The following is a 26,136-nucleotide window of genomic DNA, read 5'->3' on the forward strand; positions in this document are numbered from 1 at the left end:
GGAACCCAGAGGCAGACACCCGAGGAAGAGAGAAGAGAGGGGCAGCGCATGACCGGCGTCAAAGACGACGTACCGGGCGGCCGTGAACTGCTGCGCGTGGAGGGGGTGACCAAGTCGTTCCCGGGCGTGCGCGCGCTGGACGGCGTGGATCTCAGCCTGCGCACCGGTGAGGTGCACGTCCTCCTCGGCGAGAACGGTGCCGGCAAGAGCACACTCATCAAGATGCTCTCCGGCGCCCACCGTCCCGACGAGGGCCGCATCGTGGTGGACGGTCAGGAGGTGCACATCCGTTCCGCGCAGGACGCGGAACGGCTCGGCATCGCCACCATCTACCAGGAGTTCAACCTCGTCCCCGGCCTGACCGTGGCCGAGAACATCTTCCTCGGCCGCCAGCCGCGCACCGCGCTCGGCCTCGTCGACAAGAAGACGATGCGGGCGCGGGCCGCCGAACTGCTCCGGCGCGTACGGCTGGACGTCTCCCCGAACACGCCGGTCGCCGAACTGGGCATCGCCCGCCTCCAGATGGTGGAGATCGCCAAGGCGCTCAGCCTTGACGCCCGCGTCCTGATCATGGACGAGCCGACCGCGGTCCTCACCTCCGAGGAGGTGCAGACGCTCTTCGGTATCGTCCGCGAACTGCGCCAATCCGGCGTCGGCATCATCTTCATCACCCACCACCTCGATGAGATCGGCGCCCTCGGCGACCGGGTCACGGTCCTCCGCGACGGCCGCTCGGTCGATGAAGTGCCCGCCACCACCGGCGAGGACGAGCTGATCCGCCTCATGGTCGGACGGGACATCGCCGAGCAGTACCCGCGCCGGCGCCCCGACGAGCCCGGTGCGCCTCTGCTGCGCGTACGCGGTCTGACCCGCAACGGCTCGAAGGCCGGGCCGGTCTTCGAGGGCGTCGACTTCGAGGTGCGGGCCGGTGAGGTCGTGGGCCTCGCTGGGCTGGTCGGCGCCGGCCGGACCGAGGTCGTCCGGGCCGTCTTCGGAGTGGACCGCTATGACGCCGGTACGGTCGAGATCGACGGAAAGCGGCTCGCCCGCGGCGACGTCCGCGCCGCGATGCGCGCCGGGCTCGGACTCGTGCCGGAGGACCGCAAGGGCCAGGGCCTGGTCCTGGACGCGTCCCTCCAGGACAACCTGACGCTGGCCCGGCTGGACCGCGACACCCGCGGCGGTCTGGTGGACCGGAGGGCGCAGCGGCGCGAAGCGGCCGCTGTCGCCGGGCAGTTGAAGGTCCGGATGAGCGGCCTCGCGCAGCATGCCCGTACGCTTTCCGGCGGCAACCAGCAGAAGATCGTCATCGGCAAGTGGCTGCTGGCGGACACCAGACTGCTGATCCTCGACGAGCCGACGCGCGGCATCGACGTCGGCGCGAAGGTCGAGATCTACCAGCTCATCAACGAACTGACGGCGTCGGGCCGCGCGGTCCTGATGATCTCCAGCGATCTGCCCGAGGTGCTCGGCATGAGCGATCGGGTGCTGGTGATGTCCCAGGGCCGGCTGGCCGGTGAGCTGACGGCCGCCACCCAGAACGCCGTGGTGACTCCTCCACCCCATGAACGGGGTGGCTTCTCGCTATGCCGGTTGAGCTTCGCGACGGACCAGCCCGGCCCGTATGACGTTGAGAGCTCCGACTGTGTCGGCATGCGCAGTGTGGCCGCACGCCTGGCAGTGGAACTTCTCCTGTGTGGGCCGGTTCTCCTTCGCGGTGTGCCCGCACTCGGGGCAGGTGCGGGAGGTGTTGCGGGAGTTCACCGCTATCACTTCCCGCCCGGCGCTCTCAGCCTTGGCGTTCAGGATCGCGAGGAACACCCCCCATCCGGCGTCGGCTATCGAACGGTTCAGCCCGGCCTTAGCTGCGGCCCCATTGGGCAGGAAGCCGCCCGGCTTGTCAGGGTCGGGCTTCGGAGCGGGAGCCTTCCGCATGTTGCGGATCGCCAGGTCTTCGTGCGCGATGACGTCGTGTTCGCGGACGAGGGCGAGGGCGGTCTTGTGCGCGTGGTCGAGGCGCTGGCGCCGCACCTTGCGGTGCAGGGCGGCGACCTTGTGCACGGCCTTGCGGCGGCGTGTGCTCCCCCGCTTGCACCGGGAGAGGCCCTGCTGCGCGACATCCAGCCTCTTTGCGGCCTTCTTCCCTTGACACGGGTTGGGCACGAATCCGCCGTTCGAGTCGGCGAGGAAGTTGGTGATGCCCATGTCGATGCCGACCACCGAGCCCGTGGCTGGGAGCGGTTCCGGCTGGGCCTGCTCGGCGGTCAACACCACGTACCAGCGGCGCCCTTCGCGCTTGACACTCACAGTCTTGACCTTGCCGACCACCGGCCGGTGTTGGTGCACCTTGACGTGTCCGACGCCCTGGAAGCGGACGCGGGTCACCGTGTCGTGCGGAGTCGAGTCCCAGCGGCAGCCGTCACCGTTCTTGGGGAAGTCCACCGTGTCGAAGCGGCCTGCCCCACGAAAGCGCGGATAGCCGGGCTTCTCCCCGGCCTTGACCCGGCGGAAGAGCGCCTGCATCGCCTTGTCCAGTCGGCGCAACGTTGCCTGTTGGGAGCTGAACGACCAGCGGCCCTGACGCTCAGGGTCGAACGCCCGGATCTCCTTCAGCTGCGCCGACTGCTGCCCGTACCGGACAGAGGTCTTCGAGACGTGCCGGTAGGCGTCGCGGCGTTCTTGCAAGGCGCCGTTGTAAAGCGAGCAGTGATCGCGCAGCATCTCGGCGAGCGCCTGGTCCTGCCGGACGGTGGGCCGCATGAGGAACTTGTACGCACGGATCACCCGGCCCACCCCCTTTCAACGACTGCAATCACCCTAGTACGGGCCACTGACAACGCAGCCGATCACACCGCTCCGAGGCTTCGCACCAAGATCGTTTCCTCGTCGGCTCGAAGGCCCAAGTCCCCGGCGAAGGCCAGGGATGGAGACGTTCACCAGCCAGGACGTCAAGGCGGCGATCATCAACCCGGTCGACTCCGACGCCGCCGTCCCGGCCGTCGGCGTCGCCAACCGGGCGAAGGTGCCGGTCATCTCCATCGACCGCGGTGTCAACGGCGGCGATATCGGCTCGACCATCGCCTCCGACAACGTCGAGGGCGGCCGCCTCGCCGCCCGTACGCTGGCCGAATCGCTGGGCGGCAAGGGCAAGGTGGCGTTTCTGGAGGGCCAGCCCGGCACCTCCGCCGCCCGCGAACGCGGCCGGGGCTTCGAGGAGGGCATCAAGAAGTACCCCGGTATCCAGGTCGTCGCCCGGCAGCCCGCCGACTTCGACCGCACCAAGGGCATGGATGTGATGTCCAATATGCTCCAGGCGCACCGCGATATCGGCGGGGTGTTCGCCGCCAACGACGAGATGGCGCTCGGCGCGTCCAAGGCGCTGGGCGGCAGGTCCGGCAAGGACGTGAAGGTGGTGGCGTTCGACGGTACGCCGGACGGTGTCCGCGCGGTCCGCGACGGCAGCCTCACCGCGACCGTCGCCCAGCAGCCGAAACTCCTCGGCAAGCAGGCGGTGGAGTGGGCGCTGAAGGCTTCCCGCGGTGAGAAGCTGCCGCAATCGGTCAAGGTGCCGGTGGTGCTGGTGACGGCGGAGAACGCCGCGAAGTTCGACGGCTGACGAAGGCCGACGGCGGTAACAGTGGAACAGTGGAGATGAGAAGGCGCATGTATGACGTCCTGGTGGTCGGCTCGGCCAACGCGGATCTGACGGTACGGGTGGAGCGGCGGCCCGGCGCCGGTGAGACCGTGCTCGGCACGGACCTGGTCGAATCGGCCGGCGGCAAGGGCGCCAACCAGGCGGCCGCCGCGGCCCGGCTCGGCGGGCGCACCGCGCTGCTGGCGCGGGTCGGCGGCGACGCGTTCGGCGAGATGCTGCTGAGCGCACAGCGCGACGCGGGCACGGATGTCGCGCCGGTGATCGTGGACGACGCGGCCCGCACCGGCACCGCGATGATCATCGTCAGCCCGGACGGCGACAACAGCATCGTCGTCTCGCCGGGCGCCAACGCCGCGCTGACCCCGGACGACGTGGCCGCGGCGAGGCACGTCATCGCCGCTTCCTCGGTGGTCTCCCTCCAGCTGGAGATCCCGATGGAGAGCGTACGGGCCGCCGCCGCGACCGCCGAGGAGGCCGGTACCCGGGTCGTCCTCAACCCCTCCCCGGCCCCCGACGCCCTGGCGCACGGACTCCTCGCCGTGGCCGACCCGTTGGTGGTCAACGAACACGAGGCACGGCAGCTGTCCGGGCTCACCGACGGCAAGCCCGCGGAGTGGGCGCGTGCGCTGCGCGACCAGGGAGCGCGCTCGGTCGTCGTCACCCTCGGCGGGGACGGCGCCCTGGTCCTGGACGCCTCGGGCGTGCGCGAGGTCCCGGGCGTGAAGGTCAAGGCCGTGGACACCACGGGTGCGGGTGACGCCTTCACCGGTGCCCTTGCCACCCGCCTGGCCCGCGGCGACGCCCTCCCCGACGCGGCTCGCTTCGCCGTACGCGTCGGTGCCGCCGCGGTCACGAAGCCGGGAGCCCAGCCGTCGTACCCGAGCCTCGCGGAACTGGACGAGCTGCCGGGGGCCTGAGGCTCGCGTCAGCCGCGTCAGCCGCGTCGGGCGCGCCGGCCGCATCGGCCGCATGGGCCCGACCAGTCCGATCAGCCTGAACAGTCCCATCAGTTCGATCAGCCCCCTCAGGCCTCTTGCGGGTCGAGCTCCTTCGGCCCGTACAGCGCGTGCTCCGCGCCCGTCGCCAGCGCCCAGTAGCGGTCGCCGTAGGACCAGTGCCACCACTCGGTCGGGTAGTTGACCAGGCCCGCCTTGGTCAGCGCCGCGTTCAGCACCCGGCGGTGGGCGCGGGCGGCGGGCGGGAGGTCCGGCGCGCCCGTGTAGCAGGCGCGGTCGCTCTCCTCCGGAGAGGCGTTGATCGGTGTCCCCATGTCGACGGGGTCGCCGTCGGCGGTGACGAGCGTGACGTCCACCGCGCTGCCTGCGCTGTGCGGGGCAATGCCGGGCGGAGAGACGTAGCGGCTGGCGGCCTCATGGATGCGCGCCGCGTCCCAGTCGGGGTGGGTGGCGCGCAGCTCGTCCGCGTACTCCTCGAAGTAGCGGCGCTGCAGAGCGAGCGGCCGGTAGCCCTCGACCAACTGCAGCCGCAGCCCGTCCGGCAGCGACTCCTGTGCCGCCAGCAGCCGTCGCAGCACGCCCTCGCGCAGATGCGAGAAGGCCCCCTGCTCGTCATCCCTCAGTCCGGACACCAGCAGCCCGGGCGCCGCCGTCCATACGTCCACCAGAGGCTCGTCGCACTCCCGGACGGGGACCGCGGCCACCGCCGGGTCCGCCATCAGCGTGATCCGGTCGCGGACATCGGTCAGCACCAGCTCCGAACCACCGCCCGGCACCAGCTCCGACCCGTCGCCGGCCACCGCCACCCGCTCGCCCGTGGGCAGCCAGGCGCCGCTGCGGCCGCAGACCGGGCCGGGACTGTCGAGGCCGGTACCCGTGCCGGTGCCGTTGGCGAGCACGATGTGCAGCCCGTGTTCCCGCGCCAGATCCGCATAGCGCGTCAACCACTCCGCGTTGCCGTGAAACGAACTGGCCAGATACACCCGGCAGCCGTCCGCCGCGGCCCGCTCGGGCACCTCGGGGAAGTGGTTGTCGAAGCAGGTGGCGAGCGCGAACCGGATCCCGCCCAGGGTGAAGCGGCCATGGGCGGTGCCCGGGGCGAAGATGTCGTTCTCCGCCCCGGACAGATGCCGCTTGTCGTAGCGGGTGAGCAGCGCGCCGTCCGGCCCGTAGACGAACGAGGAGATATGCGGGCGGGATCCTCCCCCATAGCCCTCACGGCATGGGAGGTGCCCCCATCCGGCGCCGCGCCCCGGGGCGTTGACGACCGCGGCGACTCCGGACTCCCGGCACGCCTCCCGTACGGGCGCGAGCCGGGCGTCCTCGGGCGTGACCGTCATCCCCTCCGGATCGGCCGCTATCGCCTCCAGGTCGTAGCGCGACAGCGCCAGTTCAGGGAAGACCACCAGACCGGCGCCGCGCTCGGCGGCCTCGGTGATGAGCGCGGCCATCTGCGCGGCATTGGCGTCGATGTCGCGCGGGACCGGCGTGAACTGTGCGGCAGCAATGATCATGCGTTCATGATGCCTGCCGCGCCCGCGGCGTGGGCGGGCCTGTGGATAACTCCCTCGCGCGCAGGCCGGCGGCCTGAACTCCGGGCGTCCCGGCCTATCGCCGGCCGGTCTCCGACACCGCCACCGTCACGATCGCCCGCACCTGCCCGGTGATCGTGACCCGGTTCCGTACGAAGACGGGATCGCTGACCTGGCCGGTCGCCGGGTCCGTGTTGCCGGGGCCGAACGCCAGCACCGGCGTGTGCAGATGCCCGCCGGCGAGCTCCGGCCGCACCGCGTCCCGCAGCAGCGTCGCCCGGTAGGCGATCTCGTTGGAGAGGTAGTCGCCGCCGCCCCCGGCACGCGCCGTGGACCCCGGAGTCGGACCGTCCGGCCGGTCGACCGGGTCCGTGCCGCCGGCCGGGATCTCGGTGACGGAGGTGTTGTCGAGCACCGGATACGGCCCGGTGCCGGCCGCGATGATCCGCTCGTACGGCAGGCTCGTGGTGGTCCACTGCGGCTGCGGGTGCACTGTCGGCAACCCGTCCGGAATCGGCACGGTCTCCGTTCTCGCCTCCCGCGCATTGTCCGGAGAGCCGCCCCGCCAGGCCCCGTTGGTCCGCTCCAGGTCGAACTGGCCAGGCCGCCCCTGGCTGACGGTGGTGAACAGGTCTGCCTGCCGCGCCCCGCGCCGGAAATGCGGCAGCAGCGTTCGCTCCACCGTCCCTTCCGCGAAGTCCGCCCACCGCACCGGGAAGACCGCCGTCTCGATCCGGGCCGGCCGCCCCGACGCGGTACGCACCGTCGTCCCGTCCAGCGCCAGCGCCGCCGCCCCCGACGGATTGCTCCGCCGCACATCGTCGTCCAGCTGGAACGGATCGAAGCCGGTCACAACGATCCGCAGGACGCGCTTCCCGGCGGGCAGATCGATCGAGTCCTGGCCGCGCGACGCCCGTTCCAACAGTCCGACAAGGGAAGCCCGTTGGGATGTCGACCGTCCGAAGTCCGGCCGCCACCCCCGAAGTTCCTTTGTCATCCCCAGCCGCGCCCAGTACAGCGGCCGGTCGTCGTCCCGGCTCAGATCGCCGCCCGCGGGCCCGCGCCCCTGCGCCCGGTCCACGGCCCGCCGCCACAGCGCACGGCCCTCGCGTACGACATACCGCTTCGCCTCCGGATACGTCGTCACCCGCGCCAACCCGCGTGCGAACTCCCGCTCCCACCGGGCGAATCCGCTGCGCCGAAGGATCTCCTGGGGTGCGGCCTGTGTCAGCCGCCCCTCCTCCACTGTGGCGGCGGACGTTTCACCGGGTGCCGCCGTGGCCGCGTCCGGAGCCGTCAGGGAAAGGGGGACCGCGGCGATCAGTGCGACACCGAGCGCGCCCAGCCTGGTACGTATGTGTCTCATGGGGTGAGTAAAGCGGGTACGTGCACGGGGGCGGTAGAGGTATGGATACCGGGCCCGTCGTGTCCTACTGGTCCGCGGAGACCATCGGCGCGTTACTCGTCGCCGGAGTCGGGATCACACTGGTCGGGCTGGGCCGCCCTGCTCGGCGTCTTGGTCGGCGTTTTGATCGGTGTCCCGCCCGAGCAATGCCAGGAAGTCCCGGAACGACGCGGACATATCGACGTCCTCCGGATCTAGCAGCCACTGCAGTTGGAGCCCGTCCATGACGGCGACCATGAGGGGAGCCGCCTGATCCGGTGTCAGGCCGCCGGGCAGCGTGTCGCCGAATTCGGCCCGGAGGGCGGCCGCCAGCGATTCCCGTACGGCGCGGAAGCGGGACTCGAAGAAGTCCCGGGCGGGGTGGTCCTCGGTGACGCTGTCCGCGGACAGGACCGTGTAGGTCTGGACGATGCCGGGGCGGGTGGCGTTGTAGTCGACGAGCTGGGTGAGGATCTCCGTGCGCGAAGTGCCGGAGGCCGCCGCGGCGGAGGCCAGGTCCCAGCGGTCACGCGCCTCCAGGACACCGACCAGCAGCAGTTCCTTCGTGGGGAAGTGGTGCAGCAGCCCCTGCTGGCTCAGTCCGGCGCGCTCGGCGACGGCGGCCAGGGACGTGCGGCGGTAGCCGCGCTCGGAGATGAGCTCCATGGCGGCCTGCAGGATGGCCTCGCGCCGCTCCGCGCGCTGGGCCACCCGCCCGCCGCCGCTCCGCCGGGAAACCGGCCGGGTGCCGGCGCGGGGCGTGTCCTGATCTCGTACAGCCAATGGGTCTCTTGCGTTCACCGGGCGAGGGTAACCCCCAAGGGATTCCCCGTGTTCCCCTGCACCAGCGCATAACGGAGCGATAACTTCCCCTGGTGTCCACATGGCAAGAGGGTATGAATTCAGGCCATGGGACCGCACGAGCACTCAGGGAGCGCCGCATGACGGACCGGCAGGACTCCATCGACTCCACCGACCCCACCGACTACGCCGCAGCCGTCGCGAAGGCGCTCGCCGCGCTCGATCTCGACACCAAGGCCCGGCTGCTGTCCGGTCAGGACATGTGGACGCTGCCCGCCGTGCCCGGGATCGGGCTGCGGTCGCTGGTCATGTCGGACGGTCCGATCGGGGTGCGGGGACGGGAGTGGGGCGCCGGGGACCCGTCGGTCGCGCTGCCCAGCCCCACGGCGCTGGCCGCCACCTGGGACCCGGAGCTGGCCCGCCGCGCCGGTCACCTCCTCGCCCAGGAGGCCCGCCGCAAGGGCGTCCACGTACTACTGGCGCCGACCGTCAATCTGCACCGTTCGCCCCTCGGCGGCCGCCACTTCGAGTGCTATTCGGAGGATCCGCTGCTGACCGGCGTGATCGGCGCCGGGTATGTGCGAGGTGTGCAGGAGGGCGGGGTCGGTGCGACGGTCAAGCACTTCGTCGGAAACGACGCCGAGACGGACCGGCTCACCGTCGACAACCGCATCGCCCCGCGCCCGCTGCGCGAGCTCTATCTCGCGCCCTTTGAGTACATCGTCGAAAACGCCCACCCCTGGGGCATCATGACCGCATACAACCAGGTCAACGGCTCGACGATGACCGAGCACCGCTATCTCGTCACCGAAGTCCTGCGTGGCGAATGGGGCTTCGACGGCTTCAACGTCTCGGACTGGACGGCGGCGCGCGACACGGTGCGCGCGCTCCGGGGCGGCCTGGACGTGGCGATGCCGGGGCCCCGTACGGTCTTCGGCGCGCCGCTCGCCGCTGCCGTGCGCGCGGGCGAGGTGGCCGAATCCGAAGTGGACGATGCGGTGCGCCGGGTGCTGCTGCTCGCCGCCCGTACGGGATGCCTGGAGGGGGTGCCGGCCGCCGTCGATCCGACGGACGTCCCCGAGGGGATCGACGGCCGGGCGGTGGCCCGCGAGGTCGCCCGGCGGGCCTTTGTGCTCCTGCGGAACGAGCCGGTGGAGGGCCGGTCGATCGGCGGGGTGCGGCGGGCGCTGCCGATCGATACCGCCGCGGTCCGCGAGGTCGCCGTCATAGGGGCGGCCGCCCGCGATGCCCGGGTGCTCGGCGGCGGCTCCGCGACCGTCTTCCCCGAGAAGACCATCTCCCCGCTGGAGGGCCTGCGTGCCGCGTTGCCCGACGGCGTCGAGGTAACCTTCGCGGTCGGCGCCGACCCCCGCACCAGGGTCCCGCACGCCCGCGCCGGCTTCGCCCTGCGCGCCCGATTTCTGGCTGCGGACGGCCAAGTACTCGCCGAGGAGCCACAGTTCGATGGCAAGGTGCTGATCACGGGCGGCTTTCCCGACGGCGTCACCCGGCAGAACCTCGACGCCGTCGAGCTGACCGGCAGTTTCACCCCGCAGGTCACCGGCGGCCACACCCTCGCCGTCTCCGGCACCGGCGATCTGCGGCTCACCGTCGGCGGCTCGGTCCTCTTCGCCGACCACTGTGCGCCGGACGGAGACGACCCGTTCGAGGCGTTCATGAACCCCGTCGAGCGGCGGGTGACGGCGGATCTGACGGCCGGCGAGGAGGTCGCGGTGACGCTGCGGTTCGTGCCGCGCGCCCTGGGCCCGAGCGAGGGCATGGACGCGCTGAGCTTCGCCCTCGGGCACAGCGAACCGCAGCGCGACCCCGACGCGGAGATCGAGGAGGCGGTCCGCGCGGCCGCGGCCGCCGACGTGGCGATCGTCGTCGTCGCCACCACGGAAGAGGTCGAGTCGGAGGGCTTCGACCGTACGGACCTGAGGCTGCCGGGCCGCCAGGACGAGCTGGTCACCCGGGTCGCCGCCGCCAACCCGCACACCATCGTGGTCGTCAACTCCGGTTCCCCGGTGGAACTCCCGTACCGCGACCGGGTCCCTGCGGTGCTGCTGAGCTGGTTCCCCGGTCAGGAGGCCGGTGCGGCGCTGGCCGACGTCCTCCTCGGTACGCATGAACCGGGCGGCCGCCTCCCCACGACGTGGCCGGCCCGCCTCGCGGACGCGCCGGTCACCCGCGTCACCCCCAACGACGGCGAACTCCCCTACTCCGAGGGCATGTTCATCGGCTACCGCGCCTGGCAGCGGCCCGGCGTCCCGGCCCCCGCGTACGCCTTCGGCCACGGCCTGGGCTACACCGACTGGGAGTACGAGGCGCTCGACACCACCCCCGACTCGGTGCGGGTCCGGCTCCGCAACACGGGGGAGCGGCCGGGGCGCGAGGTCGTACAGATCTACCTGGCGCCCCGGCACGATGCCGCCGGGGAAGCGGCCGAGCGGCCGGTCCGCTGGCTGGCCGGTTTCGCCGCCGTCGAGGCCGGTCCGGGCGAGGCCGCGGAGGCCGAGATTCCGCTGCCGGACCGTGCCTTCGAGATCTGGGACGAGACGGCGGGCGGCCGGCGCCGGATCGAGGGCGTCTACACCATCGAAGCGGCGCACAGCATCGAGGACCGCCGGCTGACCGCGGAGGTCACCGTCGGCCGACGGCGATGACCCGGAGCGCTCATCAGGAATTCACCACCGACACATCACCACCGCTCGTCTCCGCCGTCACCTTGTGCGCGGAGCTCCCGTCCGTCTGTACCGAGACCTTGCGGTTGCCGCCGCTCGTCGAGGCGTCCACCGCGTAGGAGCCCTTGGGGAGGCGGATCGTGACACTGCCTCCGCTGGTCTTCCCCGAGACCTCGTCGGGCGCCCGGGTCAGGGCGACGTCCACATCCCCGCCACTGGTCTCCACCTCCGTCTTACGGGCCGCGGAGTCCGCGACGGTGATGTCGCCGCCGCTGGTCTCCGCGGTGATCGCGCCGGAGGTGCCGCGGATCGTGATGTCCCCGCCACTGGTGTGCAGATCGACGGAGGCGTTACGCGGCAGCAGCACCTTGTAGTTCACCTGGCAGCGGCTCCCGAAGCCGTCGCATTCCTCGGCCTTGAGGGTGAGCCGGCCGTCCTTGACCGAGTGTTCGGGGCTGGGCTTGTTGTCGTCGTTGTACTCGTACTTCTCCGTCACCTTGACCGATCCGCCGCCGTCGATCGGCACGATCTCGATGTTCCCGCCGTGCGTGGTCGTCGACAGGGCCGTGACCTTGCCGTCCACGGTGTACGTACGCTGCGCCTTCTCGGTCGAGCCGACCCCGGAGCAGCCGGTCAGCAGGACGGTCAACACCCCGCAGGACAGAGCGAGATGAGAAGCGCGGAGGCGGGCCATGTGTGTTTCTCCCCGAAGCAGGTGAAGGTTACTGGTCGTCAGGTCATCGCGACGTCCCCATTTTCCGGCCTCGGTACCGCCCGGTCGTCACCGAAGGGGATGAACTTCCCTTTCCGGTGCCCCTAAGGGTTGCCCTGAGCGCCGCCCGCCGACAGCGCGCCCAGCCCGTACGACGCGCGCGGACCGGCACACCGGCACACCGGCTCCACGACATCAGTCATGCCGCCTGGTCAGTCAGTCCGGCCGTACCGAGAAGCGGTAGACGCTCTCCGAGCGGTAGGTCTCACCGGGGACGAGGGCCGTGCGCGGGAAGTCCGGGCGGTTGGGGGAGTCGGGGAAGTGCTGGGTCTCCAGGGCGAGTCCGGCCGCCGGGCCGTAGGGGGTCCCTGACGTGCCGGTCAGGGTCCCGTCGAGGTGGTCGGCGGTGTAGAGCTGGATGCCGGGCTCGGTGGTCGCCAGCTCCAGCGCGCGTCCGGAGCGCGGGTCGTACAGCTCCGCGACCGTGCGCGGCGTCCCGGCCACCCCGCCGTCGAGCGCGAAGTTGTGGTCGAAGGGGCGGTCCACCGCGCGCGGCTTCCGGAAGTCGAAGCGGGTGCCGGTGACGTCGGCGGGCTCGGCGCGCACCGGGATGCCGGTGCTGTCGACGGGCGTGTAACGGGACGCCGCCAGCCGCAGCCGGTGGCCGGTGGCGCTGCCGCTGTCATCGCCGCCGAGGTTGAGATAGGTGTGGTTCGTCAGGTTGACGACGGTCGGGGCGTCGGTGCGGGCGCGGTAGGCGATGCGCAGCGCGCCGCCGGGGGCGAGCGTGTAGCTGACGCGTACGTCCAGGGCGCCGGGGAAGCCCTCCTCACCGTCCGGGCTGACCCGGCGCAGCTCCACCCCGTCCGCGACCGGCCGGGCGTCCCACACCACCCGGGAGAAGCTCCGCGGTCCGCCGTGCAGGCTGTGCGGCCCGTCGTTCGGTGTCAGGGCGTACGACCGGCCGTCGAGCGCGAAGGCCGCGCCCGCGATCCGGTTGGCGTACCGCCCGACCAGCGCGCCGAAGTACGAGCCGCCGTGCGCCACGTACGACTCCAGGCCGGCGAAGCCCAGCGCCACCTGCCCGGACTTCCCGTCTCGGTCCGGCGTCTCGATCGTCTGCACGATGCCGCCGTACGTCAGGACGCGGACCCGCAGCCCGCCCGACTCCAGGGTCCAGCGGTCGACGGGGGTGCCGTCGTCCAGCGCGCCGAAGCGCTCCGTGCCGACCTGCGTGTTCAGGGCCGCTCCTCCTGCGTGTTCAGCGTCGCTCCTCGCGGGTGATCGTCCGGAACGCCAACGCCGCCAGCTCCTGCTGGCCGCGGGTGCCCGGGTGGAACCAGTCCCAGGTGCTCAACTGCCGATCGGTGAAGCGGTGGTCGAAGACGGCCCCGTCGAACCGGCAGAGCGCGTCCTTGCCGCACACGTCCTTCAGCGCCGCGTTGTACCCCATCACCCGCTTCCGCACCTGCCAGCGCCGGTGCTCCGCCTTCTTCGTCAGATCGTCCGGGTCGCGCAGCATCGACCCGCAGATGCCCAGCTTCCACACCTGCTTGCCGAGCGGGTTCTTGCGCCCCTCCGACCACAGCCGCAGCAGATCGGGCACCGCGGCGACATACACCTGGGTGCGCGGCAGGGCGCGCCGCAGCTTCTTCATGGACGCCTCGAACTGGGCGCGGAAGACGGCCGTGGGGGTCATCGCCCGTACCTCGCTGCGGCAGGCGTCATTGGCCCCGATCAGGACCGTGACCAGCTCGGGCTTGCGGACGGCGGCCTCCGCCACCTGGTCCGGCAGATCGCTCATCAGGGCGCCGGTCCTGGCGTGGTTCCAGCTGTGCGTGGCGGGGTTCTCGACCAGCCGCCGGGCGAGGCTGTCGACCTTGGGGTCGGTGCCGGTGGCCCAGGAGACCTGGGGGCAGTCGGAGAGCACCGTGCAGGCGTCGAAGCCGACGGTGATGGAGTCGCCCAGCGCGGCGATCGAGGCGGGGTCGGTGCGCCAGGCGGGCGCCGGCTTCGCGGCCGGGCGCTTGGCCGGTGAGCTGCTGTGCGGGGCGGCGGAGTTGCCGTCGGAACTGCAGCCGGCCACGGCGATCAGGAGGGCGGAGGTGGCCGCGGTGAGCGAGGAGAGGACGCCGGCCCGCCGGCGCCGGGGCCGGGCGGGGCAATCGATCTGCGTCATCCCCTGTCCCCTCCGGCGTGCGAGTGATATCTCTTCGGTACCGACGGTACGTCACGCCTCGACCGGCACCGCGCGGTAGCTTTGCCCCGTGCTTGCCTGGCGGTGACTCAAAATGGCAAGTGCAGTCGGCACAGACAAATTACATCACGTCATTTCCTGTCCCTTTTGCGGCAAATTGTGGCTAATGGTGTTTACTGTAGGTCACCTCGCAGGCTGGTGCCGAAGTGATCACTGGGGCAGAATGTCAACTGTCCCGGCCGTAACCGGAACGGGCACGAGGCCGCTGGGGAAGGCGAACCTCGAACCGCACTGGAGGTCCCGGTGACGACACGTGGAGTTCTGTACGTCCACTCCGCTCCGCGCGCGCTGTGCCCGCACGTCGAATGGGCCGTGGCGGGCGTTCTCGGTGTGCGCGTCAATCTCGACTGGATCCGCCAGCCGGCGGCCCCCGGGACATGGAGAGCCGAATTCTCCTGGCAGGGCGAGGTCGGCACCGCCTCCAAGCTCGCCTCCGCGCTGCGCGGCTGGCACCTGCTGCGCTTCGAAGTGACCGCGGAACCCTGCTCCACCGCCGAGGGCGAGCGCTACAGCTCCACCCCCGAACTGGGCATCTTTCACGCCGTCACGGGCCTGCACGGCGACATCCTCATCCCCGAGGACCGGCTGCGCGCCGCCGTCGCCCGCTCGGCGCGCGGCGAGACCGAGCTGGCCGCCGAGGTCTCCAAGCTGCTGGGCAAGCCCTGGGACGACGAACTGGAGCCGTTCCGGTACGCGGGCGAGGGCGCCCCGGTGCGCTGGCTCCACCAGGTCGTCTGAGGAGCCAGGCGCCCGTGCGCTGTCTGCACCAGGTCGTCTGAGGAGCCAGGCGCCCGTGCGCTGTCTGCACCAAGTCGTCTGAGCCCCCGTCGGGCGCCGTGCGGCCGCCCGGAGTTGTCCTGGAGCGCGCTCCGGGCCGCCCGCGGCTGACGCCCGGCGCCGTCCGGCTCCGGATGGACACGGTGGGGTCCGATGGGCTCGCGCCGCTCGCCGGATCCGCCGCCGAGCACGGTCTGCGGTTCGTCGACGCCCCGCCTGGGTGCCGGACTCCCCGTGGAAGAGGGGCAGTTGACTGCTCGCCGCTCGGTTGCTCATGGTTGCGGCGTTCGCCGGGTACGACCAAGGGCCGCCCGGTCGATGCGACCGGGCGGCCCTCAGCGTGTACGGATCGGTCAGACCGACCGGAAGGCCAGCACCACGTTGTGGCCGCCGAACCCGAACGAGTCGTTCAGTGCCGCGATCCGGCCCTCGGCGGGCAGCTTGCGGGGCTCGCCCACCACGATGTCCGCGTCGGCCTCGGGGTCGAGGTTCTCCACGTTGATCGTCGGCGGCGCCACCCGGTGGTGCAGCGCCAGGATCGAGGCGACCGTCTCGATGCCGCCCGCGCCGCCCAGGAGGTGGCCGGTCATGGACTTCGTGGCGGAGACCGCCATGTGGTCGACGTCGTCGCCGAAGACCTTGCGCAGCGCCTTCAGCTCGGCCAGGTCGCCCTGCGGGGTCGACGTGGCGTGCGCGTTGACATGCACGATCTCGGCCGGGTCGAGGTCGCTGTTGGCCAGCAGGTTCTGCAGCGCGTGCGCGATGCCGTTGCCGGACGGCTCGGGCTGCACGATGTCGTGGCTGTCGGCGGAGATGCCCTGGCCGACGGCCTCGGCGTAGACCTTGGCGCCCCGCTTGGCGGCGTGCTCGGCCGACTCCAGGACGATCACGCCGGCGCCCTCACCGAGGACGAAGCCGTTGCGCGCGGTGTCGAAGGGGCGGGAGGCACCCTGCGGGTCGTCGTTCGACTTCGACATCGCCATCATGTTGCCGAACGCGGCGATCGGCAGCGGGTGGATCGCCGCCTCCGTGCCGCCCGCGATGACGATGTCCGCACGGCCCGTGCGGATCATCTCGATGGCATAGCCGATCGCCTCGGAGCCGGACGCACAGGCGCTGACCGGGGTGTGCACACCCGCGCGGGCGTTCACGTCCAGGCCGACGTTGGCGGACGGGCCGTTGGGCATCAGCATCGGCACGGTGTGCGGGGAGACGCGGCGTACGCCCTTCTCCTTGAGCACGTCGTACTGGCCGAGCAGGGTCGTCACACCGCCGATACCGGAGGCGATGACGGCGCCGAGCCGGTCGGGGTCGACGGACGCGTCCTCGCCGGCCTTGGCGGTGAAACCGGCGTCCGCCCACGCCTCGCGGGCCGCGATCAGCGCGAACTGCGCCGAGCGGTCCAGCTTGCGGGCCTGCGCCCGGGGGAGGACGTCCGCCGGGTCGACGGCCGCCTGCGCGGCGATACGGACAGGCAGTTCGGCGGCCCAGTCCTGGTCGAGCGTGCTCGCACCGGACCGGCCGGCGAGCAGGGCTTCCCAGGTCGAAGCGCTGTCGCCACCCAACGGTGTGGTTGCGCCGATACCGGTGACGACCACGGTGCGATTGGTCGTGTTCACGGGATTCTTACTCCACGGGTAGAGGGGTCTGAATAGACGGCGCCACCGCCGGGTGGCGACATGCGCAGGAGCTGGATCAGCTCTGGTGCTTGAGGATGTAGGCGGTCGCGTCGCCGACCGTCTTCAGGTTCTTGACGTCGTCGTCCGGGATCTTCACGTCGAAGCGCTCTTCGGCGGCGACGACGACCTCGACCATGGACAGCGAGTCGACGTCGAGGTCATCGGTGAAGGACTTGCCCTCCTGGACGTCCTCGGTGGGGATCCCGGCGATCTCGTTCACGATCTCGGCGAGACCGGCGACGATCTCTTCCTTGGTGGCGGCCATGATGGCGCTCCTTCGGTCTTTATAGGGGGAAACTGCGTTTTTCAGTGAAGCTCTGTGCAGTGGCCGGAACGTACGAAGACGTACGGCACTGCGCAGATCTTGCCTAGGGGAGGGTAACGACCGTCGCGGCGTACACGAGACCCGCCCCGAAGCCGATGACCAGCGCGGTGTCCCCGCTCTTGGCCTGCCCGGTCGCCAGCAGCCGCTCCATGGCGAGCGGAATCGAGGCGGCCGAGGTGTTGCCGGTGGTCTCCACGTCACGGGCGACCGTCACGCTCTCCGGCAGTTTCAGGGTCTTCACCATCGAATCGATGATCCGCATATTGGCCTGGTGCGGGATGAAGACGTCCAGGTCCTCCGGGCTGACTCCGGCCGCGTCCAGCGCCTGCTGGGCGACCTTCGCCATCTCGAACACCGCCCAGCGGAAGACCGCTTGGCCCTCCTGCGTGATGGCGGGGTAGCGGATCGCCTCGGGAGCGGTGCGCTCGTCCGGGCCGTCGCCGCCGGGCACCGGGGTCGTACGGTAGGCGTCCCAGGCCACGGTCTGCTTGATGGTCTCGGACTTGTCGCCCTCCGAGCCCCAGACGGTCGGGCCGATCGCCGGTGCCTTCGCGGGGCCGACGATCACGGCGCCGGCGCCGTCACCGAAGAGGAAGGCCGTCGCGCGGTCCTCCAGGTCCGTCAGGTCCGAGAGCCGCTCGACGCCGATGACCAGGACGTACTCCGCGGAACCTTCGACGACCATGCCCTTGGCCAGGGTCAGGCCGTAGCCGAAGCCCGCGCAGCCCGCCGAGATGTCGAACGCGGCCGGCTTGCCCGCACCGATCAGATGCGCGATCTCGGTCGCGATGGCCGGGGTCTGCTTGAAGTGCGAGACGGTCGACACGATCACCGCGCCGATCTGCTCGGGCGTGATGCCGGCGTCGGCGATCGCCTTGCCGGACGCCTCCACCGACATGGTGGCGACGGTCTCGTCGGGGCCCGCCCAGTGGCGCGTGGCGATGCCCGACCGCGAGCGGATCCACTCGTCGGACGAGTCGATGTGCTTGAGGATCTCGTCGTTGGGCACCACACGGGTCGGGCGGTAGCCGCCGACGCCCATGATCCGCGCGTACGGGGCGCCCTTCGAGGGCTTGATCTTCGAGGTCATGCGCTTCGGGCTCCTATTCGGCCGGTACTGCGGTGTCGGCATGCTCGGCGATCAGAGCGCGGGCCGCGTCGAGGTCGTCGGGCGTCTTGAGGGCGAGCGTCTTCACGCCGGGCAGGGCGCGCTTGGCCAGGCCGACCAGTGTGCCGCCGGGAGCCGCCTCGATCAGCGCGGTGACACCGAGCTCCTTGAAGGTCTCCATGCACAGGTCCCAGCGCACGGGGTTGGCCACCTGGCCCACCAGCCGCTGCACCAGCTCCTGCCCGGAGGAGACCACCTGCCCGTCCTTGTTGGAGACGTAACGGGTGTGCGGATCGGCGATCGCCTCGTCGGCCGCCGATTCGCCGACCGCGGCCTCCAGCGCCGAGACCGCGGGCGCCATGTGGTGCGTGTGGAACGCGCCGGCCACCTTCAGCGGGATCACCTTACGGGTGCCCTCCGGCTTGTCCTCGACCAGCGCGGCGATCTGCTCCGCGGTGCCCGCGGCCACGATCTGGCCCGCGCCGTTCACGTTCGCCGGGGTCAGCCCCAGCTTCTCCAGATGCGGCAGGACGACGGCCTCATCGCCGCCCAGCAGGGCGGCCATGCCGGTCTCGGTGACGGCCGCGGCCTCGGCCATGGCCTGCCCGCGGCGGCGCACCAGCGTCATCGCGGCGCCGTCCGAGAGGGTGCCGGTCAGCGCGGCGGCTGCGAGCTCACCGACGCTGTGACCGGCCGCGGCGCCGACCTGCGCGGCGAAGTCCTCGGACGTCGTGAACAACTGCCGGGCGGAGATCAGCGAGGCCGCCACCAGCAGCGGCTGCGCCACCGCCGTGTCGCGGATCTCGTCCGCGTCGGCCTTCGTGCCGTAGTGGACCAGGTCGAGGTCGATGGCGGCAGACCACTCACGGAGCCGGTCTTCGACACCGGGGAGGTCGAGCCAGGGGGTCAGGAAGCCGGGCGTCTGAGCGCCTTGGCCGGGAGCGACGAGTACGAGCACCCTCACACTCTCTCTTGCGGGAGGTCCCGCCCGCCCGTGGGGACAGGGACGAAGAACCATCGGGGGAATTGTTGATGTCCGACAAAAGTCTAGAGTTGCGCCTCACCGTCAGCCAGACGCCCCAGGATCAACGCGATACGCAGGGTGAACGCGGAGCGCACATCGGACGGCGACCATCCGGTGACGTCTGTCACACGTCGCAGCCGATAGCGCACGGTGTTGGGGTGGACGAACAACATTCGGGCCGCGCCCTCAAGGCTGCTTGCCTGCTCCAGATAGACGCTCAGTGTCTCCAGGAGCGCCGACCCCGCTTCCTCCAGCGGTCTGTAGATCTCCTCCACCAACTGCTCTCGCGCGACCGGGTCCGAAGCCATCGCGCGCTCCGGCAGCAGATCGTCCGCGAGGACCGGCCGGGGAGCGTCCGGCCAGGCGGCGCACGCCCGCAGTCCGGCGGCCGCGGCCTGCGCGGACCGGGTCGCGGCGAGCAGATCGGAAACCACCGGGCCCGCCACCACGGGACCCGCCGCGTACGGGCCGATCAGCGCCTTCGCGGCCTTGAGCGGATTGTCCGAGCCACCCGCGATCACCACCAGGCGGCTGCCCAGGACACCCGTCAGAACCTGGAGCTTGGCGTGCCGGGCGGCCCGCCGGATCGCCTCGACGGTCAGCTCGCTGTCCCCGTCCGGGGCGGTGCCGAGCACCACACAGACATGTTCGGGGGAGTTCCAGCCCAGTGCGGCGGCCCGCGACACCGCGCCCTCGTCGGCCTCTCCGGAGAGCACCGCGTTGACCACCAGCGACTCCAGCCGGGCATCCCACGCACCCCGCGCCTCGGCGGCCTGCGCATAGACCTGCGCGGTGGCGAAGGCGATCTCCCGGGCGTAGACCAGCAGCGCCTCACGCAGGACGGACTCATCGCCGGGCGCCGCGACATCGTCGATCGCGGACTCCATGACCTCGATCGTCGTCCGGACCATCTCCACGGTCTGGCGCAGCGTGATCGCCCGGGTCAGCTCGCGCGGCGCGGTACCGAAGACATCGGTGCTGATGGCCTGCGGCGTCTCGGGATGCCGGAACCATTCGGTGAAAGCGGCGATACCGGCCTGCGCCACCAGACCGATCCAGGAGCGGTTCTCCGGTGGCATCGCGCGGTACCAGGGCAGCGTGGCGTCCATGCGGGCGATGGCCGCGGCCGCCAGTTTGCCGGCCGACTGCTCCAGGCGGCGGAGGGTAGCCGAATGCGGGTGCGCGTCGCGCGATGCGGGTTCAGACACGGGGACAAGCCTGCCCTATCGGGATGAGGGGGTGAGGTGGCGGGGCTACCGTGGCGCCATGATTGAGGTGCGCAGAGGCGCTGAACGCTATCGGGACGACGACGCGAAGGCCGGAATCGAGTCGCTGCATGCGTTCTCCTTCGGGCCGCACTTCGACCCGGACAACCTGCGTTTCGGCGCGCTGATCGCCTGCAACGAGGAGCGGCTGGCGGCCGGCGCCGGCTTCGACGAGCATCCGCACCGCGACACGGAGATCGTCACCTGGGTCATCGAGGGCGAGCTGACACACCGCGACTCGACGGGCCACGAGACCACCGTACGTCCCGGCGATCTCCAGCGGCTCAGCTCGGCCGGCGGCGTACGGCATATCGAGCGCAATGACGGTACGCGGCCGCTGCGCTTTGTGCAGATGTGGCTGGCGGCGACCGAATTCGGCGGCGACCCGGCGTACGAGGTGGTCCGCGGCATCGCCGACGGCACCCCGTACGCGGTCCCGCGGGCCGGCGCGATGCTGCACCTGCGCCGCCTCGCCGACGGCGAACGCACCGCGGTCCCGGATGCCACGCGCGTCTATGTGCACGTGGTGCGGGGTGCGGTCCGGATCGGCGAGCGGCGCCTCGATACGGGCGACGCGGCGCGGATCACCGACGCGGAGGGGCTGGAGCTGACGGGAGCGGGGGCAGCGGAGTGCCTGGTGTGGGAGATGGGGCCGGAGGCCACCGGCGTGTGAGGCGCGGGCATACGCATCCGGAGGCCGGTGCGTACGCCCTGAGCCCGTCGCCCGGCTCGGCCCGATGAGCCCGGCTCAGGTCAGCTCGGCGAGGACCGCGTCGGTCAGCACCGGCCAGGCCTCGACGGCCCACGGCCCGAAGGCCCGGTCGGCCAGCGCCACGCACGCAGCCTTTGCGTCTGGGTCCACCCACAGGAACGTTCCCGACTGCCCGAAGTGCCCGAACGTACGCGGCGAGGACGACGCGCCGGTCCAGTGCGGCGACTTGCCGTCGCGGATCTCGAAGCCCAGTCCCCAGTCGTTGGGCTTCTGGTGCCCGTAGCCGGGCAGCACACCCGTCACGCCGGGGTAGGCCACCGACGTCGCCTCCGCGAGCGTCTCCGGGGCGAGCAGCCGCGGCGCCTGGAGCTCGGCGGCGAACCGGATGAGATCCGCGACCGTCGAGACGCCGTCCTTGGCGGGCGAGCCGGGCAGCTCGGTCGCCGTCATGCCGAGCGGCTCCAGCACCGCCTCGTGCAGATACTGCGGGAAGGGGATGTCGGTCGCCTTGGCGATGTGGTCGCCGAGCGCCTCGAAGCCGGTGTTGGAGTAGAGCCGGCGGGTGCCCGGTTCGGCCATCGTGCGCTGCTCGTCGAAGGCCAGACCGGAGGTGTGCGCGAGGAGATGACGGACCGTGGACCCCTCCGGGCCGGCCGGTTCGTCCAGCTCGATGGCGCCCTCCTCGACGGCCAGCAGCGCGGCGTACGCGGCGAGCGGCTTGGTCACCGACGCCAGCGCGAAACGGTGCTCCAGCGGTCCGTACGATCCGGCCACCGTGCCGTCGGCGCGTACGACGGCGGCGGCAGCGGTGGGCACCGGCCAGTTCTCGATCATCCGCAGGCTCTGCATGTCCCCGAGCCTAAGGGGTGCCCTGATGCCCTCAAATTCCGGTCAAGTCTTCCCTTGGATCTCGCTTGCTTGGAGTGCACTCGAACTCTCTAGCGTTGGAGAAGTCGAGAGGAATCCGGCAGGAGGGGAGACGCAGCATGACGGTGACGCAGAGCGAACCGGTGACGGCAGGTGCGGTCGCGATCGGTGGTCATTCGGGGAGTGTGCGCGGCTGCAGAGCGACGCCCGTCCATCCGCGGCCCGCCGGCCGGGACCAGTACACGATCAGCGAGGTGGCCGAACACACCGGGCTCAGCGCCCACACCCTGCGCTGGTACGAGCGGATCGGCCTGATGCCGCATGTGGACCGTACGCACACGGGTCAGCGGCGCTTCACCAACCGCGATCTGGACTGGCTGAGCCTGGTGACCAAGCTCCGGCTGACCGGCATGCCGGTCGCGGACATGGTCCGCTATGCCGAGCTGGTGCGGGCCGGCGAGGGCACCTTCACCGCCCGCGAGGAGCTGCTGACCACGCACCGGGAGGACGTACGGCAGCGCATCGCGGAGCTGCAGAGCACGCTGGACATACTCGACTACAAGATCGGCGTCTATGCCGACGCCCGACGGGCGTCTGAGAGGTTCTGAGGTCTCCATGGGTAGCGAGAAGATCGACACGGTTGAGCTGGGCACCGGCGGCCCGCGGGTCGGCGTGCAGGGCCTCGGCTGTATGGGCATGAGCTTCGCCTACGGCCCGACGGACGCCGACGAGGCACGGGCCACGCTGGAGCGGGCGCTGGAGCTGGGCGTCACGCTCTACGACACCGCCGATGTGTACGGCATGGGGGAGAACGAGAAGTTCATCGCGCCGTTCATCCAGGCACACCGCGACGAGGTCGTGCTGGCCACCAAGTTCGCGCTGTCCTACGACCCGGCAGAGCCGACCAAGCGCGTCATCCGCAATGACCGTCCCTACATCCGCCAGGCCGTCGAGGCCAGTCTGCGGCGGCTCGGCGTGGACGAGATCGACCTCTACTACATGCACCGGCGCGATGTGAACGTCCCCATCGAGGAATCGGTCGGTGCGATGGCGGAGCTGGTGGCCGAGGGCAAGGTCAAGCACCTGGGGCTGAGCGAGGTGACCGGCTCCGAACTGCGCGCGGCGCAGGCCGTGCACCCGATCGCGGCGCTGCAGTCGGAATGGTCGCTGTTCAGCCGGGACGTCGAGGGCGGCGTGATGGCGGCCGCAGTTGAGCTCGGCGTCGGCTTCGTGCCGTACTCGCCGCTCGGCCGCGGTTTCCTGGCCGGCTCGTTCGTCAGCGCCGACAAGGAACTGGGCGAGGACGACTTCCGCCGCCAGCAGCCCCGCTTCACCGGTGACAACGCGGCCGTCAACGCCGCCCTGCTGGAGCCGGTCCGGAAGGTCGCCGAGGCCCATGGCGCGTCGCTCGGCCAGATCGCGCTGGCCTGGGTGCAGCAGCAGGCCACGGCGCGGGGCCTCGCCGTCGTACCGATCCCCGGCACGCGCAAGCGCACCCGGATCGAGGAGAACACCGCCGCCACACGGATCGAACTGAGCGAGCAGGACCTGGCCCTCCTGGAGCCGATCGCCGGGCAGGTAGCGGGGGCGCGCTACGCGGACATGACGTTCACGTCTGCCGGCCGGGAGTAGCCCCGTAGCCGGCCTGGCGCCCCTGCCCTCGCTCACGCCAGCCCCAGCGCGAACACCGCGAACCCTGCGGCCAGGACGGCTGCGGCGGCGCGGCGGAGGCGGGTGACGCCGGTCCAGGGCGCCTCGAAGCGGCGGGTGGTACGGCCGATGAGGATCAGGGCGGCGGCGAAGACGGGCAGCCAGGCGAGCCGGGCGAGGATCCAGCCGGGGGTGTCGGGCGCGACGGTCAGGCCGGGCACCGCGCCCGGACCGAAGAAGGACGCGGGCACGGCGGCCGAGAGCATCGCGGTCTGGTGCCAGCACAGGATCGTCATCGCGGAGAGGTTGATGACGACGACCGGTGCCCAGAGGGCGGGCCGGCGCAGCAGTTTCGCGAGCCGGTCGCGGAGCAGGATCGCTGCGCCGGACTGCGCCGCCGCCAGGGCCAGGACCAGCAGCGACGGCGGGTGTGAGTTCGTACGGGCCTCGCCGGGGACGCCGACCATGCTCGCCGGGTAGTGGAAGAACAGCAGCAGCGCGGCGAACAGGGCGGCGCCCCCGAGGAGCAGCGACCAGGCGGCGCGCCTGCCGAGCCGCTTCTCACCCCAGGAGACGCCGAGTTGGTAGGCGAACATCCAGCCGGGGAGCAGGTTGAGCAGGCTCAGCCAGGACGGCATGGCGTCCGCGGACGGTCCGTAACGCAGGAAGTCCACCGTGGCCACCGCGGCGAGCAGCGGTGCCGCGGCCCAGGCGCCCAGCCGCCGCGCGGCACGTAGGCAGTACGGCGTGAGCGCGGTGATCGCCGCATACACGCCGACGAACCACAGCGGCTGGATCACCAGCGTCGCCCCGGTCCGCAGGGTCGCCTCCGGCACCCCCAGCGCGTACAGAAGGGGGAGCATCGCCGCCCACACGGCGGTCACTCCGAGTACGGGGCGCCCCAGTCGTACGAGCCGGCCGCGCAGCCAGACGCCGGTCGACCCGCCCCGCTCGGTGGCGCGCCGGAAGGACAGCACCGAGGAATGGCCGCCGACCAGGAAGAAGATGCCGAGCATCTGGAGCACCCAACTGGCGGGCGAGAGAAAGCCGAAGGCGGACAGCGGGCTGGCGTTGTGCAGCGCTCCGTCGGCGTCGAGGGTGAAGCCGCCGAGCAGCCAGTGGCCGGTGGGCACGGCGAGCAGTGCCAGGGCCCGTAGGCCGTCGATGGCGCGGTCGCGGTGGGCCGGGGTGCGGTCCTCGATCGAGCGGACCGCTTTCCGGGCCGCTCGCCAGGTTGCTTTCGGTGCGGTTTCCGGGGCTGTTTTCCGGCCCGTACGGCTTCCGGGTGCGAGGAGTGCGATGGCCATGAGGGGTCCTTGAGTTGAGGCGTCCTTGTGGTCAGGAGTGGCGGCGGAGTCCGGGGTACGGCGCGGGCCCGAAGCGGGCGGTCAGCGCACCTCGCCGTACCGGCCCAAGGTGATGGCGGCGAAGTTGCGCAGGGAGTCCGTGCCCGGGGCGAGATAGCCGGTGTGGCCCTCGGCCCGCTCGGCGGAGACATGGCGCGCGCCGAAGGCGGGGTCGGTGGGGTCCTCGCCGTGGCCCAGGCCCAGCAGTTCGACGTTCGGGATGTCGCCGATCCAGTCGGACGCATCGCGGGCCGCCCAGACCCGTGCCGAGGTACGCAGCTCCGCCACGCTGTCCCGGCGCATACCGGGGGAGCCGAAGACGATCAGGTCGGCGATTGCGCCGCGGCCCACCTCCGGGGCGGCCAGTCCGCAGACAACCGAGCCATAGCTGTGGCAGAGCACGGTGGGGGCCGGGGCGCCGGTGGCGGCGAGGCCGGACAGCAGGCGGCCCAGCCGCGGCGCACCGGCCTCCGCGAGCCGGCCGGTGGCGGCGTCAGGGCCGATGCCGACCGGCGTGGTGTATCCGGCCCAGGCTATGACGGCCGTACGCGTGCCGGGTGCGTCGGCGGCCATCTGAGCGCGCAGCGAGGTGGCCATGCCGGTCGGCGTGCCGTACGGGTCTTTCGCGCGGTCGAAGGAGGCCAGATCGATGTCCGACCCGGGCACGATCACCGCGCTGCGTTCGGCGGTGGTCAAGTCGCCGTGGACTTCCGCGACTTGACCGCGTCCGCGCGGGTCGAAGGCGAGAATGTGACGGCCGGGCGCGAGCAGGGCGGCGCAGCGGTCGGCCGCCTTCCTGGCCTGCCGGTGGTCCTGGAGTGTGCCGGCCGGATCGGTGGCGCGGGCCATCTGGCGGTCCCGTTCGGCCTTCAGGGCGAGGGCGTTGGCCTCGTACCGCAGTGTGATGGGCGCGCCGTCGAGGTTGCCTACGGTCAGCGGGTGCCGGGTCGCGAGCGTATGCCGCTGTGCTTCGGTCAGCGAGCCGAAGAAGCGGGCGACGTCGGTGGGGGCCGCGGTCGCGGGGTCCGGCGGCCGGACGCCGAGGGAGTGGTCGGCGCGCCAGGCGGCGGCGCCGGGCGGCGGGCCGGTGACGGCGGTCTGCGCGGAACCGGCCGCCCAGCCGCCGGTTCCGGCGGCGATGGCCACCGCGAGTGCGGCGGCGATGAGCGCGCGCTTGCTGCGCCGAGTGGCGGTTCGCAGCACGGACATGGTGGTGTCTCCCTCTCCCGTTGGTGTGGCAGAGGGAAACGTAGGAAGAGGGTGTACGACGTGGCGTCACACTGCGGAGCCAACTCCCAGGTGATACCGGGGTATGGGGTACCGGCTCCACTCGCCCTCAGGACGTAAGTGCTGGCCCCATCCCCTTGGTGGGGTTAACCCCACCCCTCACCGGGCCGGCCCA

The 26,136-nt window shown here is 71.4% G+C and carries 21 protein-coding genes and 2 pseudogenes; 8 read left to right on the forward strand and 15 right to left on the reverse strand.

Going from position 1 to position 26,136, the window contains the following annotated elements:
- Positions 1-48: 48 nt before the first annotated feature.
- Positions 49-1,551: pseudogene (locus tag AB0I10_RS25745) on the forward strand (sugar ABC transporter ATP-binding protein); the annotation flags it as partial.
- Positions 1,552-1,584: 33 nt separating this feature from the next.
- On the opposite strand, the gene AB0I10_RS25750 reads toward AB0I10_RS25745, so the two are convergent.
- Positions 1,585-2,784, reverse strand: coding sequence for a transposase (locus AB0I10_RS25750; RefSeq protein ID WP_363154981.1), 1,200 nt, complete (start codon positions 2,782-2,784; stop codon positions 1,585-1,587).
- 139 nt (positions 2,785-2,923) lie between these two features.
- On the opposite strand from AB0I10_RS25750, the pseudogene AB0I10_RS25755 reads away from it, so the two are divergent.
- A pseudogene (locus AB0I10_RS25755) lies at positions 2,924-3,616 on the forward strand (substrate-binding domain-containing protein); the annotation flags it as partial.
- A 47-nt stretch (positions 3,617-3,663) separates the two neighbouring features.
- Entirely contained in the window at positions 3,664-4,572 is a 909-nt protein-coding gene (gene rbsK, locus AB0I10_RS25760; protein WP_363155005.1) for a ribokinase, read from the forward strand.
- Between the two features lie 107 nt (positions 4,573-4,679).
- Here rbsK and AB0I10_RS25765 read toward each other — a convergent pair whose 3' ends face one another.
- The 3 genes from AB0I10_RS25765 to AB0I10_RS25775 all read right to left on the reverse strand — a co-directional run bounded on the left by AB0I10_RS25765 (position 4,680) and on the right by AB0I10_RS25775 (position 8,193).
- A complete protein-coding gene (locus AB0I10_RS25765) occupies positions 4,680-6,125 on the reverse strand; it encodes a nitrilase-related carbon-nitrogen hydrolase (protein ID WP_363154982.1) in 1,446 nt (481 codons plus the stop codon).
- A gap of 94 nt (positions 6,126-6,219) precedes the next feature.
- Positions 6,220-7,509 (reverse strand): pyroglutamyl peptidase, encoded by a 1,290-nt coding sequence (locus tag AB0I10_RS25770; RefSeq protein ID WP_363154983.1) that lies wholly within the window; start codon positions 7,507-7,509, stop codon positions 6,220-6,222.
- A gap of 114 nt (positions 7,510-7,623) precedes the next feature.
- Complete coding sequence (locus tag AB0I10_RS25775) at positions 7,624-8,193, reverse strand: TetR/AcrR family transcriptional regulator (RefSeq protein ID WP_363155006.1); 570 nt, start codon at positions 8,191-8,193, stop codon at positions 7,624-7,626.
- A 275-nt stretch (positions 8,194-8,468) separates the two neighbouring features.
- Between AB0I10_RS25775 and AB0I10_RS25780 the strand changes: the two genes are divergently transcribed.
- Positions 8,469-10,994, forward strand: coding sequence for a glycoside hydrolase family 3 C-terminal domain-containing protein (locus AB0I10_RS25780; protein WP_363154984.1), 2,526 nt, complete (start codon positions 8,469-8,471; stop codon positions 10,992-10,994).
- A 13-nt stretch (positions 10,995-11,007) separates the two neighbouring features.
- Here the strand turns inward: AB0I10_RS25780 and AB0I10_RS25785 are convergent, their stop codons facing one another.
- From AB0I10_RS25785 to AB0I10_RS25795, 3 genes are all read right to left on the reverse strand, one after another.
- Positions 11,008-11,706 carry a DUF4097 family beta strand repeat-containing protein gene (locus AB0I10_RS25785; protein ID WP_363154985.1) on the reverse strand — a complete coding sequence of 233 codons (699 nt, stop codon included), beginning with the start codon at positions 11,704-11,706 and terminating at the stop codon, positions 11,008-11,010.
- A 234-nt stretch (positions 11,707-11,940) separates the two neighbouring features.
- Complete coding sequence (locus AB0I10_RS25790; RefSeq protein WP_363155007.1) at positions 11,941-12,966, reverse strand: aldose epimerase family protein; 1,026 nt, start codon at positions 12,964-12,966, stop codon at positions 11,941-11,943.
- Between the two features lie 19 nt (positions 12,967-12,985).
- The gene (locus tag AB0I10_RS25795) at positions 12,986-13,903 is read right to left on the reverse strand and encodes an SGNH/GDSL hydrolase family protein (RefSeq protein ID WP_363154986.1); all 918 of its coding nucleotides are present in this window, start codon (positions 13,901-13,903) and stop codon (positions 12,986-12,988) included.
- A 321-nt stretch (positions 13,904-14,224) separates the two neighbouring features.
- On the opposite strand from AB0I10_RS25795, the gene AB0I10_RS25800 reads away from it, so the two are divergent.
- Positions 14,225-14,719 (forward strand): DUF3145 domain-containing protein, encoded by a 495-nt coding sequence (locus AB0I10_RS25800; protein WP_363154987.1) that lies wholly within the window; start codon positions 14,225-14,227, stop codon positions 14,717-14,719.
- A gap of 392 nt (positions 14,720-15,111) precedes the next feature.
- Here AB0I10_RS25800 and AB0I10_RS25805 read toward each other — a convergent pair whose 3' ends face one another.
- The 5 genes from AB0I10_RS25805 to AB0I10_RS25825 all read right to left on the reverse strand — a co-directional run bounded on the left by AB0I10_RS25805 (position 15,112) and on the right by AB0I10_RS25825 (position 20,102).
- Complete coding sequence (locus AB0I10_RS25805; protein ID WP_363154988.1) at positions 15,112-16,377, reverse strand: beta-ketoacyl-[acyl-carrier-protein] synthase family protein; 1,266 nt, start codon at positions 16,375-16,377, stop codon at positions 15,112-15,114.
- A 76-nt stretch (positions 16,378-16,453) separates the two neighbouring features.
- Positions 16,454-16,702 (reverse strand): acyl carrier protein, encoded by a 249-nt coding sequence (locus AB0I10_RS25810; protein WP_363154989.1) that lies wholly within the window; start codon positions 16,700-16,702, stop codon positions 16,454-16,456.
- A gap of 103 nt (positions 16,703-16,805) precedes the next feature.
- Positions 16,806-17,852, reverse strand: coding sequence for a ketoacyl-ACP synthase III (locus tag AB0I10_RS25815; protein WP_363154990.1), 1,047 nt, complete (start codon positions 17,850-17,852; stop codon positions 16,806-16,808).
- 13 nt (positions 17,853-17,865) lie between these two features.
- Positions 17,866-18,828, reverse strand: a complete 963-nt coding sequence (locus AB0I10_RS25820) for an ACP S-malonyltransferase (RefSeq protein ID WP_363154991.1) — start codon at positions 18,826-18,828, stop codon at positions 17,866-17,868.
- A gap of 89 nt (positions 18,829-18,917) precedes the next feature.
- Positions 18,918-20,102, reverse strand: coding sequence for a helix-turn-helix domain-containing protein (locus AB0I10_RS25825; RefSeq protein WP_248866473.1), 1,185 nt, complete (start codon positions 20,100-20,102; stop codon positions 18,918-18,920).
- A gap of 58 nt (positions 20,103-20,160) precedes the next feature.
- Between AB0I10_RS25825 and AB0I10_RS25830 the strand changes: the two genes are divergently transcribed.
- Positions 20,161-20,832, forward strand: coding sequence for a pirin family protein (locus AB0I10_RS25830; RefSeq protein WP_363154992.1), 672 nt, complete (start codon positions 20,161-20,163; stop codon positions 20,830-20,832).
- A gap of 75 nt (positions 20,833-20,907) precedes the next feature.
- On the opposite strand, the gene AB0I10_RS25835 is transcribed toward AB0I10_RS25830, so the two are convergent.
- A complete protein-coding gene (locus AB0I10_RS25835) occupies positions 20,908-21,720 on the reverse strand; it encodes a serine hydrolase domain-containing protein (protein ID WP_363154993.1) in 813 nt (270 codons plus the stop codon).
- Between the two features lie 137 nt (positions 21,721-21,857).
- Between AB0I10_RS25835 and AB0I10_RS25840 the strand changes: the two genes are divergently transcribed.
- On the forward strand, positions 21,858-22,346 hold the full coding sequence (locus AB0I10_RS25840; protein WP_363154994.1) for a MerR family transcriptional regulator: 489 nt from the start codon (positions 21,858-21,860) through the stop codon (positions 22,344-22,346).
- A 7-nt stretch (positions 22,347-22,353) separates the two neighbouring features.
- Entirely contained in the window at positions 22,354-23,370 is a 1,017-nt protein-coding gene (locus AB0I10_RS25845) for an aldo/keto reductase (RefSeq protein ID WP_363154995.1), read from the forward strand.
- A gap of 32 nt (positions 23,371-23,402) precedes the next feature.
- Here the strand turns inward: AB0I10_RS25845 and AB0I10_RS25850 are convergent, their stop codons facing one another.
- Together AB0I10_RS25850 and AB0I10_RS25855 are read right to left on the reverse strand one after the other, a co-directional pair.
- Complete coding sequence (locus AB0I10_RS25850) at positions 23,403-24,695, reverse strand: acyltransferase (protein WP_363154996.1); 1,293 nt, start codon at positions 24,693-24,695, stop codon at positions 23,403-23,405.
- An 81-nt stretch (positions 24,696-24,776) separates the two neighbouring features.
- Positions 24,777-25,943 (reverse strand): alpha/beta hydrolase, encoded by a 1,167-nt coding sequence (locus AB0I10_RS25855; protein ID WP_363154997.1) that lies wholly within the window; start codon positions 25,941-25,943, stop codon positions 24,777-24,779.
- Positions 25,944-26,136 lie beyond the last annotated feature (193 nt).

This window comes from Streptomyces sp. NPDC050636 (genome assembly GCF_040654775.1).
In the GTDB taxonomy this organism is placed as follows: Bacteria; Actinomycetota; Actinomycetes; order Streptomycetales; family Streptomycetaceae; genus Streptomyces.